We start from the raw sequence: 14,586 nt of genomic DNA on the forward strand, positions 1-14,586 counted from the left end.
CCTCCTCCCGCACCTCCCTCGCCCGGCCCCGCCGGCGCTGCGATCCTCCCCGGCAACGCCGCCGTCGAGAAGGCGGCGCCATCGGCAGCAGCGGGCACTGCAGTCGCCGGCAGCGAGGTCAGTCAGGCCTGCGGCGCCGCGGCGAGCACGACGCCCGGGCCATTCGTGGTCTACATCCAGATTTACGACGAGGGCCAGCGCGCGATGGCCAGTCGTCTGCTGGCCCAGTTCGGTACCTTCGGACTGAGCACGCCGGGCATCGAGAACGTGGCCAATACCGCCCGTAAAACCGGGCACCGGCAACCGGCGAGCTGGCCCCGTCCCGTGCTGCTGTACAACGCCTCCAACGACCAGGCCCAGGCCTGCGCCCGCGCCTTGGCCGGTTGGATCGGTACCCAGCCCGGCTTCCTCCAGGCGGCACCGACCCCGCTACCGCTGCCGACCCGCCTGCATGGCGACCCCAAGGTGATCGAGTTCTGGATACCTGCCGCGGTGAGGTGAGCCTGCTGCCGAAATAAAGTGCGAGCTTGCCTGGCTCTTGTGCCCGCACCGAGGGTCCTTCACAGTGCCGAGCCATTCCGACGCATTCGGAATGCCAGGGGCGCGGCGCCGGCCGCACTCTCACCGGATTCGACGGCAACGCGCTCCTGTTGCAGGGCGCATCGGGGAGAACCATGAAGACTCGTCGCGATTTCCTGACCCAGGCGCCGCTGGGCCTGCTGGGTGCGGTGGTGGCCGGCAGCGCCTTGGCGCAGACCGGGCAGAACCCCGCCCCGACCACGACGCCGCCCGGTTCGCCGGGAGCGTTCAACACCGCGCCGCCGGCGGGGCCGAAGCTCACCACGGCCACCTTCGCCGAGGCGGAGAAGCTGGCGCAGGTGAGCATGACCGAGGCGCAGCGCGAAATGGCGGTGGCCAACTGGCCTACCTCCATGGCCGCGCTGCTGGAGCGCCGCACGGGCCCGCGCAAGGTGGCGCTGGAGGAAGGGCTGGCGCCAGCCACCACCTGGTTTCCGGCGATGGGCCGCGCGCATGTCGGCCCCGCGCATGATCGCTTCGTGCCGTCCAAGCTGGCGGCCGCGCCGCTGCCGGCCAAGGACGAGGACATCGCATTCGCGTCCGTCGCCCGGCTCGGCGCGTGGATCCACGCACGCAAGCTCAGCTCCACCCGGCTCACGAAGATCTACCTCGCACGCCTGAAGCGCTTCGACCCGCAGCTGCGCTGCGTCATCACCCTGTGCGAAGAGCACGCGCTGGCGCAGGCCGCGCAGGCGGACAAGGAGATCGCCGCCGGCCACTACCGCGGCCCGCTGCACGGCATCCCGTGGGGCGCGAAAGACCTGCTCGATACCGCCGGCATCGCCACCACCTACGGCGCCGAGCCGTTCCGCCACCGCGTGCCGAAGGACGACGGCGCGGTCACCCGCAAGCTCAACGAAGCCGGCGCGGTGCTGGTGGCCAAGCTCAGCCTGGGCGCGCTGGCGCTCAACGACATCTGGTTCGGCGGCCAGACCATGAATCCGTGGCTGCTGCAGGAAGGCGCCTCCGGCTCCAGCGCCGGCCCCGCCTCGGCCACGGCCGCCGGCCTGGTGGCGTTCGCCATCGGCAGCGAAACCCAGGGCAGCATCATCAGCCCGTGCATGCGCTGCGGCACCGCCGGCCTGCGCCCCACCTACGGCCGCGTGCCGCGCACCGGCGCCATGACGCTGTGCTGGACGATGGACAAGCTCGGCCCCATCGCCCGCTCGGTGGAAGACACCTTGCTGGTGCTCGACGCCATCCGCGGCACCGACCCGGGCGACAGCGCCAGCGTGGCGGCGCATCTGGACTACGACGCGGCCCAGTCCATCAAGGGCCTCAAGGTCGGCTACTTCCCCGGCTGGATGAAGGTGGCGCCGGCAACGGATCTCGACCGCGCCGCGCTGGACCAGCTGCGCGCGCTCGGCCTGGTGCCCACCGAAGTGTCCCTGCCCGACTGGCCGTACGACGACCTCAACCTGTTGCTGTTCGCCGAAGCCGCCGCCGCCTTCGAGGAGCTCACGCTCTCCGGCGCCGCCGACCGGATGCGCGTGCAGACCCCGGATGCCTGGCCCAACCTGTTCCGCGAAGCGCGCTTCCTCTCCGCCGTGGATTTCGTGCAGGCCGACCGCCTGCGCCGCAAGGTGGCGAAGGAAATGGAGCGCGTGATGGGCGAGGTGGACCTGCTGCTGGTGCCCTCGCTGCGCGACGAGATGATGGTGATCTCCAACATGAGCGGCCAGCCCTCGCTGACCCTGCGCACCGGCTTCGTGGAAGTGAACGAGGTACGCAGCGACTGGGCGCCCGACCCCAAGCACCCGCTGCCGAAGCTGGCCGGGCCGCATCGCGTGCCCTACGGGGTCACCCTGATCGGCCGCCTGTTCGAGGAAGGCACGCTGGGCCGCGTCGGCCGCGCACTGGAGGCGAAGGTGGCGGTGGCCGGAGAACGGCCGCCGGGATTCTGATCCGCGCGGGCTGATCCGGGGATGGGATCGCAAGCGTGCGGAGAGGGCTGCGAGTGGTCGACTCCGCGATGGCTGGCCATCGCGGAGCCTCTCTTTCCAGAACGTCACCGACGGGTGACGTCACCCGCTTTTACGGTAACCACTGGGCCCGAATGGTCAGGCCGGTGACGCTCGCCCGGGCATGCACCAGGACGTAGTACGTACCGGGCTTCGGGTTGCTTGAGGTGCACAGCTCGTTGTTGCCGGCATGGTACGAGCGGCAGTCGTAGCTGGTCAGCGTCGGCGCCGAGCCGTATTTGACGTACAGATCGGCGTTGCCCGTTCCGTTCACGGTCATCACCTCGCTGTAGGTGGCGCCGCTGGGGATCGTCACGGTGTACCGCAGGTCCCCACCCTTGGAGATCTTCAAGCCGCTCACGGGGATGTCGTTCTGCAGCTGGCCGCCCGGCGCAGGCGCAGGCGCAGGCGCAGGTGCAGGTGCAGGTGCAGGTGCAGGTGCAGGTGCGGGTGCGGGTGCAGGTGCAGGTGCAGGTGCAGGTGCCGGTGCGGGTGCAGGTGCCGGTGCGGGTGCCGGTGCGGGCGCCGGTGCCGGTGCGGGTGCGGGTGCAGGTGCCGGTGCGGGTGCCGGTGCGGGTGCGGGCGCCGGTGCCGGTGCGGGTGCAGGTGCAGGTGCCGGCGCGGGTGCCGGTGCGGGTGCCGGCGCAGGAGCCGGTGCAGGCGGTGGCGGAACCGCGGTCACGGCGCCACCACCGCTGACGTTGAAGGCAAGCACGCCGTTGGCGCTGGCCATGAACGGACCGCCGGGCGACACGCTCACCTGCTGCTGCCCGTTGACGTAGGCCGCCGTCACCGAATAGGCGGCCATCGGGACCAGCTCGGTGACCACGTGAGTGGCGGCATTCGCGGGCACGGTGTAGCTGATGGCTCCGCTGATGGGCGTGCCCGCGGCGCCGGCGCTGTTGATGACCACGTCGTTGCCGTCGCTGCCCGACAGGCTCACGCCCACGATGGCGCCCGCGTTGACGGTGACGGGCGTGGCGGAGGCCACGGCCGTCGACGACGTCGAGGTATCGAACACGTTCAACCACTGCTGGCTGAGGCCCGCGGTCGGCGCGCGTTCCTGCACCTGCCACACCTTCACCGGGTTGCTGCCCGGATACAGACCGACCGTGGTCATGGTCGCATTGGCGGGAAGCACCGAGGTCATCGCGCCGGCATAGGTTCCGTTGTAGGTCACGTCCAGCCGAGTCTCGCCGCTCGGTGCCGAGCCCTTGGCCGGGGTGGCCGGGAAATGCCACGCCAGGTACTGGTCGTAGGCGCTGCTGCCGGCCGTGGTGCGGTCGTAGACGACGAACCGATGCGGCCGCAGGTACACCACCTCGCGCGACCAGGCCGCCACGGCCGGACCGGCGGAAAACTTGCGATACATATCCTCGATATGTTCGGCGCGGGTGTAGACATACGGCCCACCGTCCTCGAACGCCGCGACATGCGTGCGCACCTGGTTGTCTTCGGTTGTGTACGCTGCCTGCCCGCCGGGTTCGACGATCTTGCCGCCGCTTTTGTTGAACACGTAGAAGATGTTGTAGAGCTGGCGGTCGCCCATGTAGAGCGTGCCGTCGCTGCTGCCGTAGTTGTCGTTGTAGACGCGATCTTCGTCCGCGCTGCCGGTAGGCCCGTGCACCATCCAGCCGCCGGCGTTGACCAGCAGCGGAGTATTGCCGCGCGTCAGCGCCACGCTGCCTTGGTCGAAGTACTGCTCACCCTGCGCCGGCGCATTGGTGTACGGCCCTGCGCGGAACGACATCCAGCTGGCAGCGGTGCCCCAGTCCGAGCGCGCCGCCACCGCGTTCATGCCACTGGCGAAGTACGACAGCGGCAGCGACGTCAGCGACGTGGTGGGCGTGGCGGGATTGGTCTCCAGGAACAGCAGCCACGGGTCCGAGGAATTGAAGCCGTTGGTGGCCGTGCTGACCTCGTTGAGGTACTCGTGGAATACGCCCACCTTGGGCGATTTCCAGTAGCCGATCTCGCCCAGGATCATTTCCGCCAGGCCCACCTGCGTGGTGCCGGGCATCCCGATGCCGATCGCCGAGCCATCCGCGTGGTTCATGTCGCGGTCGTCGAAATACGCACGCGACGGCCAGGTGAAATGGATCATGTAGTCGGCGTTGTCCAGCGGGAAGCTGTACGGTGCCGCCGCGGGGTGGATGATGTCCGTGCCGGTCGCCGTCATCACCTCGCGTGCAGGCAGCGTCATGTTGAGGATGCCGAGCGGCGCGTAGTTGGCAAAGCCTTCCGGCCAGCCACCACCGGTCAGGTGTTGCGCATAGAACGGCTGCACGCGCTGGCCGAACTGATGGGTGTACCAGTCGCTCCACTGCGCCGGCGCGCTGGGATTGTCCCCGTAGGTGCCCAGCGCAATGGCCGCCTTGGCGTGGAAGTAGCCGGCGAAGTAGTTGCTCTGCGGGTGGTTGTATTCGAACGTCTGCGTTTCGAAGGACGTCACCCACGCATTGGCGGTGGTGTAGACCTGGGTCCGCTGGGCCGGGGTCAGCAGGTCGTACAGCCAGTCGTAACCCAGGCCGAAGCCCACGCCGTAGAAGCGCATGGCGTAGCCGTCATCGACGTTCGGGTTCTCACCCTGGTTGCCGTACGGCGCAGCCATCTTCATCAGGATATCGACCGCCTTGGCGCCGTAGGTGGCCGCAGCGGTCGGGTTGCTGGTCTTCAAGGTCTGATAGCAGAGCGCCTCGGACAGCAGCGCCGGAAGGTAAGACTCGCCCTGGTAACCCGAACCGATATTGGGCAGGTTCGGGTAGGTGGCGCCGGTCGGGTAATTCACCGTGCCGCCGATGTACGAGTCACAGACCGTCTTCAGCATCTGCCACTCGGGCGTGTTGGCGGCGGCGTTCTGGCGCAGGGCCGAAAGGGTCGGCGCATCGAGGATCAACCGGGGATGCGCCGCGGTCACGGCGGGTACCGTCGCGGCAAATGCATTCGCGGACAGCGTGGTCATCAGCACGGTCAACAGCGTGGCGCAGCCGCCTGCGCCCACGCCGCGCAGGAACCTGGACGGCTTGCCCAAGGCACGCGGACCGGTGGCTACGGCAGGGGTCGAAGCAGCGGAGGGGTTGGAAGCGAGGGCGCACGCGAGACGCCCCGCCGAGACATTGCGGGGAAAATTCATTCAAGACTCCAAGACTCGTCGGTTCCCCGGGTGCCTGCGACAAGCCTTCGTCTACATCTCGGGGGGAATGGATCAACGTCCGATCCAGCGCTGCAAATTACGCAGGCGAACCTTTATCAATCGTTAGGCCGCCCCAGGGCGATGCAAGAAAAACGTGATCCTCATCACCCTTTCGCAATCTGTCCCGCCTGACGGGGTCAACCTGAACCCGTTCTTCCGGCGTTCGTTGGGCCGACGTCGATTTCCGAAGGCCCCGTTCGTCTTCCTGTCGCAGGGCCGACAAGGCCGAACCCCAGGAGGACGATTCACGATGATCACGGTCTTTGGCGAAGGAAGAGGCTTTCGGGTCGTCTGGCTATTGGAAGAGATGGGGCTCGCGCATCGGTTGCGGCCGGTGGACCTTCTGGCCGGCGTCGAGAAAGACCCGGAGTTCCTGGCCATCAACCCTGCCGGTTTCATCCCGGCGATCCGGGACGGCGACGTCACCATGGTCGAGTCCATTGCGATCATGGAGTACCTGATGGCCCGCTACGGGCCCACACCGCTGGCGCCCGCCCCCCACGATCCGGCGTTCCCCGCTTATCAGCAGTTCCTTCATCTTGGCGAAGCCGGCCTGGCGGCCTCCGTCTACTTCGTCGTCGGCGCGCGCAGTTTTGCGCCGGAGTCCGAGCGGCAGAACTGGAGCGCCGATCAGGCGCTGGACGTTTTCCAAAGCCGGCTGGGCCTGGTGACGCGGCAGCTGGCAAGCACGCCCTATCTCGCCGGCGAGATGTTTACCGCCGCCGACATTTCGGTGACGTACGCGCTGGAATTGGCGCAACACGGTGCAGGCATCACCCTTGGCGAAACTGAGAAATCCTATATCGCCCGCACCAGCGCACGCGAAGGCTACCAGCGCGCCATGGAGACCTGCCAATCCAGGAAGGCATGGTTCGCGAAAACGCCTGTTCAATGACCCCGTTTCTTCAGCCCCGTCGCCCACGCTTTGAGTGCCAAGCCAATGGAAAGTGCACTCTGACCCCTGTTTTGCTGCTGTTTTGCTGAGATTCCCGGCAAACCGATGGCCACGAATCGTTACGACGCTGCTTCGTCGAACGAGGCGGAACCCTTCAACTGCCACAATGTCGCGTAGTTCATGATGGGGCGCTCGAACGTCGCCCCCTTTGCGATGAAGGGTTTCCCCAGATCAAGCATCGGCTGGAACGTGTCCAACTGCTTGGCGGCTTCGAGGCTGGTCCAAAGGCTGACATTCGTCAACGAAGATGTCGCCTCATCCGCCCCGAAATAGAAGGACAGCAATCCGTCCATGGCCTCTATGCCGGGACGCAGGACGGAATCGGCCTCCGCCGCCATTTGCCGGAGCTCGGCGAAGTGCTCCGGAGCACACCGCAGAATCGACACGCGCACCACTGGCTTCATACACCGCATCCTTGTTGTCGTTCGGCTCGCCCCACACGGGGAGGCGGCAATCTAACAATGGGCAAATTCGCTCACAAGTGCGTTCCAGCGCCGATCCGTTTCCAGGGCCGAGCACCTGCAACGGTCGACGGATGACATTCCGGGCCTGCTAGTCCGAGTGCCGACTGATGCGCCACCGACGTTTCCCCAGGTTCGAAAGCAATATATGCACCTGAGCTGGCCCGGGTTTGACGGACATCTTTTTCCTCATTCCGCAGCGCAAAGCAATAACGCGCTTCCCGTTGCACGATTACCGCCGTGATGCGGGCGTCGCCTGGTAGAACACGTTCAACCAGGCACCGTTCCGCTTCATCCACAAGGAGGATGCGTAACCGTCGAGCCGGAACGCTTTCCCATGGTCGAGCCCCGCCGCCTGCACGCGGTAGGTGACAAGCGCGGCATTCGGCGCAACCAAGCGGACGTCGAATCCTGAAAGCGCGCATCGATCGAAACGCACCTGCGCATCCATGGCCGACGCTTCGCTGGCTGCCTTGCCCACCACGCCACCGCCGGTCACCGTGATGAAGTCCGCGGCGTGGAAGGCCCGGTAGGCACCGGCGTTTCGCTGGATGGCCAGGTTCCAGCTCGCCCGCTCTTCCGCGACCAGTCGCTGCGCAACGGCGCCGTTTGCCGCGACGGCGGCCGGGAGGGGGCTGGATGCGGCATTGCAGACAGCGGGCGGCGTGGCGCCGGCAACCCATGGCAATGACATGGCGACCAAGGCGACGTATGAAATTCGTTTATTTGTCATGTGTTTAGAATGTCATTAGGATTGATTCACCGTCAATCGAACAGATTTCGGAATCATGGCCACCGGAACCGACCTCGACCGAACAGACTTCGCCATCCTGCGTCTTCTGACGAAGGACGCCTGGCTCTCCAACAAGCAGATCGCGGCGGCGGTAGGCCTTGCACCGTCGAGCTGCCATGAGCGGGTCAAATCCCTCAGGGCGCGCGGGGTTTTGCTTGGCGCGCATGCCGAGGTCAATCTCGAGGCGGTCGGGTTCGCGCTGGAGGCCGTGCTGTTCGTGCAGCTCGGCAAGCTGGAGGTCGGGGTGGTCGACGACTTCGTCGGTTCAACCGCCACCCTTCCGGAAGTCCGCCACGTGTTCCTGGTGGCGGGCCGCTCCGACCTCATCGTCGATGTCGTCGTGCGCGACATGCAGCATCTGAAAGCGATCATATCGGAGCACTTCAATCGCCACGATGTCGTGCTGCGCGTGGAAACGTCCGTCGTGTTCGACAGCCGGCGGCAGCACGTCATGCCGTCGCCATAGCAGCCGCGAAACGGCCCGAGGGGGCGCCATTTCGCCGCCGGGATCAACCGGCACGCGGTCGGCAAAGTGCACGCCGGTCCGGACCCGGCCTCGGATGTTCGCCACCTACTTTCGTTCGGGCACGGGCTACGACTTGAACCGGCGAACCTCCTGCGGCCAGCCGCAGGCCTCGGCCACTTTGCCGGCCCATTGCCTTGCCGCCTGCTCGTCGGCCACGTCGACCACGGTGAATCCGCCCAGGAACTGGGGGTGGCGCACGTAAGGCCCGTCGGTGAACGTCAGCGTGCCGCTGGTGGCATCCGCACTGAAGGCATCCTGCGGGTCCTCCTCCAGCCCCCCGGCGAACACGTAGGCGCCGGCCGCCTTCATCTCGTCCACGACCGCGCGCGCCAGCGGACCGCGCGCGGCGAACCACGCCCCGCTGTGTTCGCCGACCCACGCCTGGTTGAAGTAGATGAGGTACCGACTCATGTCATGCTCCCGAGGCCGCGCAGCCCCCGTGGCTGCCGTTCTCCTCACGACGAACGGACCCGTCGCCGTTCGACAAAAAGTGTCAGCATCAAAATTGTCCCGGACAGCTTTTCCCTGGTTTGACCACCGCAGACCCAACGACGCGAGGATTCCACGCATGTCACGCTTCCCTCTTCTCCGCCGCACCGCCATGGGCATGGGCCTCGGCATGGCCGCTGCCTGCATGACGCCGCCCGCTTTTGCAGCCACGCCGGACACGGTGACCTTCCCGGCAAACAGTGTCTGGGCGCAGGAAATCGGCCATCTCGACCAGACCGACAGCTCACACGATTACGCCGTGGCGATCGCGGCCGGCAAGACCTTGCAGGTCAAACTCATCAGCAACAACGCAAACGCGTATTTCAAGGTGACCGACCAGAGCCGCGGCCAGGAAGTGGTCGACTCCCGCAAAGCGGGCACTTCCGACTGGTCGACTCCCAACGCGGCAGCCACCACGTACACGATCCATGTCTACATGGACCCAGCCGCGGAAAAGCGCGCGGAGACCGCGAAATACGCGCTGCAGATCGGACAGTACGGAGTCGAAGACCTGCGCCCCTCGACGACCGCCATGACGTTCCAGGCCAACAATCCCTGGACGCAAGCCGCGGGGAGCCTGGCTGCCGGTGCCGCCACGCAAGACTTCACCGTTTCCGTGGCCGCAGGCACGACCGTCTCGGTCCATCTCACCTCGAAGAATCCGCAATTGCATTTCAAGGTGCAGGATTCGACCCGAAATCAACTGGTCGACACCAGCACGACCGGGACGAACGCCTGGTTCGCGCCGGTGGCGGCGGCGGCGACCTACACGATCGAGGTGTACGCCGACCCCGCGGCGCTGCCGTCCGGGCAGCAGGCCCCGTTCGTCCTGCAGGTTGGCCAATTTGCGGCTGGCAGCGCACAGCCTGCCGGCACGGCTACGGCCGCGCCGCCCGCGGCAGCAGCCTCGACGGCCCAGCCTTCGGCTTCCAACTAGGCGACAGCACCCGCCGCAAGTCGGGATCAAAACGGGTCAGGGCGACTTCCGGCGGCAACCGGGCGCCCTGGCCCGGCTGGCACCGAACGGGGTCTGGCGAACGCGACGCCCCCCGCCAGGAATTGTCCCCGGCACCTGTCCTGTTGCCCTCTAAACCCGGGACGTGACTGGCGGTGCCGTGGATGGCTTCCTCGGCATCAGGGCGATCAGCGGCACGCCGATCACGATCAAGATGGCGGACATGCCGAACAACTCCGGGCGACCGGCAATGTTGTCGTATGCCTGAACCAGCATCACGCCCGCATGCGCGAAGCTCGACCACGCCGCGAACCCGATGAGGCTGCGGTGCTCCGAGGGATTCCGCGCCGCCATCAGCAGGAAAACCCCGAGCGTGACGTAAAGGCTGAGGAACATCGGCACGAGCTCGTCGACGTGCTGCCACTGCCATAACGACATGGCCAGCGGATAGACGCCCGCCAGAAAAAGCAGCCCGCTTGCGATCATCACGAATTTCAGCGCCCGTTCCCGCGACATGGCGCCCTCCCCTGCGAGTTCGATGCCATACGGCAGCGCAGTAAATCCCGACCCGGTCCACGGAGGGTGATACACCCTGCGGGAGCCTGGCTCGCGTGCCGGAGGTCACCATGCCTTTCGGGGCCGGGCCACTTTCCGGCAAGCCTTCGAGCCGCACCAAAGGCGACGGAGGAAAATAAGACCCGGCCTGCAGGCACGGCCCTGCTCCCATCGCGCCCATAGTCCGACTGCGCTGGCGAACACCGCGCGCCACGCTTGCGGCATGCCACGTCGCCCACGCCTCCAGCTTCCCCCTCATTGCCGTCAGGAATTGTCCCTGGCACCTCTTTCCTGACACCTTTTTTCTCAGATACGGTCGTGTGGTGCCAGGTAACGCCATTGTCCCGGCGGCAGCTTCGCCAGCGGAATACGCCCCACGCGCAGGCATTTCATCGCCAGCACGGTGAGCCCGACCGCGTTGCACATCGGCTCGATCTGGGTCGGCCGCAACACCTTGAATGCGAAGCGCAGCCGTTGTTCACTCTGCCAGCTGACCTTGATCGGCGGCATCGCATAGTTGTTGAAGCGCAGGCCGTGATTGAGCAGGGCCAGCCCGTTCGGAATCAGCGTGCCTTCCACATCGACGACAAATTCCTGCTCGATGCGACTGACGTCTTCGGTCAGCTTGCGCACGACGCGCCAGTCCTGGGTGAAGATCAATAGCCCGCTGGCACCTGTCGGAAGCGAAAGCGGCGAGGTCAGTCGATGCAGGTGTCGCCGCAACGGGCGCACGCCGGAGGCATCGTCAGCCGTGCGCGTCAGTGCGGTGACCAGCGCGCTGGCCGGGTTTGCGCCGGCATCGCTGTCGTATCCAGCGGGTTTGTGCAGTACCAGGGTGATCGGCTCAGCGGGAGTCGGCCGGGCAGCGGGATCGAGTTCGACGACTTGCGTGTCGACCATGAACTGCGGCTCTTCCACGACGTTGCCGTCGACCTGCACCCAGCCGCCTTCGATGTATTGCTGGGCCTCGCGTCGCGAGCAACCGGCCAGCGCAGTGATGTGTTTGTCGAGGCGTAGCGGTTCGGTCATCAGGTGGGTCGCAGGTGGTCAGTGGGGCCATTGTAGGCCGTGGCGTTGGGCAAACCGGGGTCAGAGTGCACTTTCCGACAGGGGATGGTGGCGTGACCCGACAGACCGTCGCATGGTGCGTGGGAAAACTGGAGACGCGCCTGCACGGATGCCGCCATGCCTCGCCAGCCACGACTCGATCTTGCCCAGATACCGCAGCATGTCGTCCAGCGCGGCAATGATCGCCAGCCGTGCTTTTTCACCGACATCGATCGTGTGCGTTACCTGCAAGACCTGCGCGAGATCGCCATGCGCGAGGGATGCAACGTCCACGCCTACGTGCTCATGACCAACCACGTGCATCTGTTGATGACGCCCGCCGCCAGCGGCCAGGTTGCGCGCGTCATGCAATCCCTGGGGCGGCGCTACGTTCGCTACATCAACGATCGTTACCGGCGCACCGGCACGTTGTGGGAAGGACGCTACAAGTCATCACTGGTAGACCGGGAAACCTACCTGCTGCACTGCTACCGCTATATCGAGTTGAACCCGGTCCGCGCCCGCATGACCGCCGATCCGCTCGACTACGCATGGTCGAGCCACGCACACAATGCCTTCGGCCGCGACGATCCGCTTATCCATCCGCACCCGACCTATCTGGCGTTGGGCAGAACAGACCAGGAGCGACATCGCGCCTACCGCGCCCTCGCCGTGGAAAACCTTTCCCAGGATCATCTCGACGCCATCCGCATCCACCTGCAACGTCAACACGCCCTGGGATCTGAGCGCTTCCGCACGGTTATCGAAGCGCAACTGTCACGCCGTGCAGGACCGGCGAAAATCGGGCGCCCGCGCAAAAAGTCTCCAGAGCGAAGCACGGAAAGTGCACTCTGACCCCTGTTTTGCCTTTTCCTAATCTTTGAACTCAGAGACTTCACGCCAAATCGAGTCGTCTGAAAGAGATAGCTCCGAGCGAATCTTATTCATTCTAGCCGTGGCAGACCTAACAGGCGCGTATATCCAACCATCACTACCTTTATGGCGATCTATAACACCCTCTCTCATAAGCAATGTCAATATCTTTCCGACAACTTTCGCGCTGTACTCTTGGCCATAACCACCTTTCCTTAGGGCCGCCTCTTCGCGACCCGCTCCACGCTGGAAGAAAATTTTGTGAATAATAGCGAGTAGAAGCTTGTTCTGACGAGAGATATCGCTCTGCTTAATTGCAGATGCGTTACTCAGCTGATCAAAATAGATTATGTCCGTACCAGAAATCCAAGCAGGCATGCCGGCCGGCCCAGAAACGCCATTTACTGCATTAATAATGCAACCATCAACCGAAATTCCGTGGGAAGAAGTAACCGTAGTCCTGTCAATATCTAAAACGCCAATCTCCGAATTTGATATGTGCAGATTTAGAAGAGACTTGCCGTGCAAATTCAAAACTGGAACATATCCATCTATGATTTTTAAAGAATGAAAATCAACATTTCCAGTGCCTACAATAGATAATATCGACACTATCTCACCAAGCATCCACGAATTTGCCGACACACCGAATTTTCTAATGTAAGAAAAGCACGAGTTATGCAGCCCATACATTTCAACAAGATTAGCCGCATGAATGGCACCGATAACCCGCAGACCTTGTTGCCATTTCGTCCGAACGAACCTTTCACTCATCGAAGACACTTCATTTACAAGATGCTCTGCTCTTAGCACATCAACTAAACTGTGATCAATAAACTGGCGATCGGGCGACTCAGGTTCAATTCGACCAAGAGTACATAACCGCGCCAACAATAGACGCCCAGCCTCATCCGGAATACTACCAACCACGGTTTCATAAGCTTCATCGATTTCTCTTGGTGTCAGACGCCCGAGAAAGACTGGCGAGTATCGTGACCGCGCAGCCAGTTCAAGCAAGATCTCTCGAACAGTCTCGGCAGATACTGATTCAGAAACACCTCTGGACTCGCGGATGCAGACGGCAAAAAAGAACGCGCCCCAAAACTCAAATTCTCCGAAATCCTTAGATAACAGCTGCTCGACCTCGGTCACATCGATCTCAGCGAGCAACTGAAATACAAGAGGCTTCCTGGGCAACCACCCCGGGCAGAGTGTTTTCACGTGCAAACCAGACAAATAGATTGCGGCCTCCGCCTCGGTAAAATTGTCAGGAACACGTGCAATAGTTACATTATGGCTATTCGCCACCCCAAGCGACTCGAACATCTCCTTGTCACTATCAAAAAAATGCGATCTCCCAGTAAGTAGGACCCCAGCCTTAGCACGTATAATCAAGTCACGGAGACCGCGGACTGCATGTTTTCTGAGTGCTCGGCGATCCCTCGCTTTTGGATCATGGACTTGCGTCCCAATTTCATCAAACCCATCAAGCAGGAGCACTAACCCACCTGCATTCAAGAGTCGAACTATGTTATCGACGGAACCCTGCAGCCCAATATTTCCAAGATGCCCAGCGATAATTTCTAATGCGTTGGAGCTACTCCAATGATCGCGCAAGTTGATTGCGACAGGATAAGCCCCTGATTCAGTCACAGATTTTGAAAGTGTCGTAAATATCTCTCGCACGCACCGGCTTTTCCCCGTTCCGTAGTCACCGGTCAATACGACGGTTCCACCCCGTATCAACTTCTCTGCTATGTCTCCGATCGTTAAGTCTTGCTTACCACCGTCGACGGTATAACGAACCGGCACAAATTCTCTCTGATCATTTTCGCCAGTCCGTGAGTCGACTGCGCTGCCAAATGGTTGCAACACCCTGAGCTCTCGATATGACTCGAAGTCGAAAAATTCCTGCTCATACTCTTGTAATGAGATCACGCGAATGTGCGATTCAGCTCCAGCCTCTTTCATAGAGTTCGTTGGAGCGTCGTCTAAAACGATGTAGGCACGACAAAAAACTCCTTCTCCGAGCAATTTAATACGGAACGGAACAATTTTTGCAATATCTTCTCTGACTTTTTGCAGCGTTACATTCGTCGTTATCTCGATCACGACCATTTCTTCGTGAGAGATTCTAATTAATCCATCGAAATCCACACCGTGCTCGTGGCACGGTGAGCACTTGGAACCCCAGCGAAG

13 protein-coding genes are annotated in these 14,586 nt (G+C 63.3%); 6 read left to right on the forward strand and 7 right to left on the reverse strand.

Translation table 11 applies throughout. From position 1 onward, the window contains the following. Both B0E52_RS18550 and B0E52_RS08470 read left to right on the forward strand, forming a co-directional pair. On the forward strand, positions 1-501 hold a 501-nt coding region (locus tag B0E52_RS18550), incomplete at its 5' end, for a hypothetical protein (RefSeq protein WP_217316673.1). 173 nt (positions 502-674) lie between these two features. Continuing rightward, positions 675-2,483 carry an amidase gene (locus B0E52_RS08470; RefSeq protein ID WP_077483398.1) on the forward strand — a complete coding sequence of 603 codons (1,809 nt, stop codon included), beginning with the start codon at positions 675-677 and terminating at the stop codon, positions 2,481-2,483. A gap of 130 nt (positions 2,484-2,613) precedes the next feature. Here B0E52_RS08470 and B0E52_RS08475 read toward each other — a convergent pair whose 3' ends face one another. Further along, entirely contained in the window at positions 2,614-5,571 is a 2,958-nt protein-coding gene (locus B0E52_RS08475) for a PPC domain-containing protein (RefSeq protein WP_077483399.1), read from the reverse strand. Between the two features lie 412 nt (positions 5,572-5,983). Here B0E52_RS08475 and B0E52_RS08480 point away from each other — a divergent pair, with 412 nt between their 5' ends. Beyond that, a complete protein-coding gene (locus B0E52_RS08480) occupies positions 5,984-6,628 on the forward strand; it encodes a glutathione S-transferase family protein (protein ID WP_077483400.1) in 645 nt (214 codons plus the stop codon). Between the two features lie 119 nt (positions 6,629-6,747). Here B0E52_RS08480 and B0E52_RS08485 read toward each other — a convergent pair whose 3' ends face one another. Both B0E52_RS08485 and B0E52_RS08490 read right to left on the reverse strand, forming a co-directional pair. Further along, positions 6,748-7,092 carry a hypothetical protein gene (locus B0E52_RS08485; RefSeq protein ID WP_077483401.1) on the reverse strand — a complete coding sequence of 115 codons (345 nt, stop codon included), beginning with the start codon at positions 7,090-7,092 and terminating at the stop codon, positions 6,748-6,750. Between the two features lie 289 nt (positions 7,093-7,381). Next, positions 7,382-7,843 (reverse strand): nuclear transport factor 2 family protein, encoded by a 462-nt coding sequence (locus B0E52_RS08490; protein ID WP_168174166.1) that lies wholly within the window; start codon positions 7,841-7,843, stop codon positions 7,382-7,384. 94 nt (positions 7,844-7,937) lie between these two features. Here B0E52_RS08490 and B0E52_RS08495 point away from each other — a divergent pair, with 94 nt between their 5' ends. Beyond that, positions 7,938-8,408: an Lrp/AsnC family transcriptional regulator gene (locus B0E52_RS08495; protein ID WP_077483403.1), complete on the forward strand. Its 471-nt coding sequence runs from the start codon at positions 7,938-7,940 to the stop codon at positions 8,406-8,408. 126 nt (positions 8,409-8,534) lie between these two features. Here B0E52_RS08495 and B0E52_RS08500 read toward each other — a convergent pair whose 3' ends face one another. Next, positions 8,535-8,879: a YciI family protein gene (locus B0E52_RS08500; RefSeq protein ID WP_077483404.1), complete on the reverse strand. Its 345-nt coding sequence runs from the start codon at positions 8,877-8,879 to the stop codon at positions 8,535-8,537. Positions 8,880-9,036: 157 nt separating this feature from the next. Here B0E52_RS08500 and B0E52_RS08505 point away from each other — a divergent pair, with 157 nt between their 5' ends. After that, positions 9,037-9,894 (forward strand): hypothetical protein, encoded by an 858-nt coding sequence (locus B0E52_RS08505; RefSeq protein ID WP_139351625.1) that lies wholly within the window; start codon positions 9,037-9,039, stop codon positions 9,892-9,894. Between the two features lie 150 nt (positions 9,895-10,044). Here B0E52_RS08505 and B0E52_RS08510 read toward each other — a convergent pair whose 3' ends face one another. Together B0E52_RS08510 and B0E52_RS08515 are read right to left on the reverse strand one after the other, a co-directional pair. Then, complete coding sequence (locus B0E52_RS08510) at positions 10,045-10,428, reverse strand: DUF6632 domain-containing protein (protein WP_077483406.1); 384 nt, start codon at positions 10,426-10,428, stop codon at positions 10,045-10,047. A gap of 345 nt (positions 10,429-10,773) precedes the next feature. Continuing rightward, positions 10,774-11,496, reverse strand: a complete 723-nt coding sequence (locus B0E52_RS08515; RefSeq protein ID WP_077483407.1) for an rRNA pseudouridine synthase — start codon at positions 11,494-11,496, stop codon at positions 10,774-10,776. Positions 11,497-11,652: 156 nt separating this feature from the next. Here B0E52_RS08515 and B0E52_RS08520 point away from each other — a divergent pair, with 156 nt between their 5' ends. Further along, the gene (locus B0E52_RS08520) at positions 11,653-12,369 is read left to right on the forward strand and encodes a transposase (RefSeq protein ID WP_077483408.1); all 717 of its coding nucleotides are present in this window, start codon (positions 11,653-11,655) and stop codon (positions 12,367-12,369) included. An 18-nt stretch (positions 12,370-12,387) separates the two neighbouring features. On the opposite strand, the gene B0E52_RS08525 is transcribed toward B0E52_RS08520, so the two are convergent. Then, complete coding sequence (locus tag B0E52_RS08525) at positions 12,388-14,499, reverse strand: ATP-binding protein (RefSeq protein ID WP_168174167.1); 2,112 nt, start codon at positions 14,497-14,499, stop codon at positions 12,388-12,390. Between the last annotated feature and the right edge of the window lie 87 nt (positions 14,500-14,586).

It is taken from the genome of Rhodanobacter sp. C06 (assembly GCF_002001105.1).
Classification (GTDB): Bacteria; Pseudomonadota; Gammaproteobacteria; order Xanthomonadales; family Rhodanobacteraceae; genus Rhodanobacter_A.

What these genes read in the sequence shown, in the direction of transcription:
- B0E52_RS08500 (WP_077483404.1), bottom strand. Translation starts at nt 8,879, where the DNA reads ATGAGTCGGTACCTCATCTACTTCAACCAGGCGTGGGTCGGCGAACAC.
- B0E52_RS08515 (WP_077483407.1), bottom strand. Translation starts at nt 11,496, where the DNA reads ATGACCGAACCGCTACGCCTCGACAAACACATCACTGCGCTGGCCGGT.
- B0E52_RS08520 (WP_077483408.1), top strand. Translation starts at nt 11,653, where the DNA reads ATGCCTCGCCAGCCACGACTCGATCTTGCCCAGATACCGCAGCATGTC.
- B0E52_RS08505 (WP_139351625.1), top strand. Translation starts at nt 9,037, where the DNA reads ATGTCACGCTTCCCTCTTCTCCGCCGCACCGCCATGGGCATGGGCCTC.
- B0E52_RS08480 (WP_077483400.1), top strand. Translation starts at nt 5,984, where the DNA reads ATGATCACGGTCTTTGGCGAAGGAAGAGGCTTTCGGGTCGTCTGGCTA.
- B0E52_RS08510 (WP_077483406.1), bottom strand. Translation starts at nt 10,428, where the DNA reads ATGTCGCGGGAACGGGCGCTGAAATTCGTGATGATCGCAAGCGGGCTG.
- B0E52_RS08490 (WP_168174166.1), bottom strand. Translation starts at nt 7,843, where the DNA reads ATGTCATTGCCATGGGTTGCCGGCGCCACGCCGCCCGCTGTCTGCAAT.
- B0E52_RS08495 (WP_077483403.1), top strand. Translation starts at nt 7,938, where the DNA reads ATGGCCACCGGAACCGACCTCGACCGAACAGACTTCGCCATCCTGCGT.
- B0E52_RS08485 (WP_077483401.1), bottom strand. Translation starts at nt 7,092, where the DNA reads ATGAAGCCAGTGGTGCGCGTGTCGATTCTGCGGTGTGCTCCGGAGCAC.
- B0E52_RS08470 (WP_077483398.1), top strand. Translation starts at nt 675, where the DNA reads ATGAAGACTCGTCGCGATTTCCTGACCCAGGCGCCGCTGGGCCTGCTG.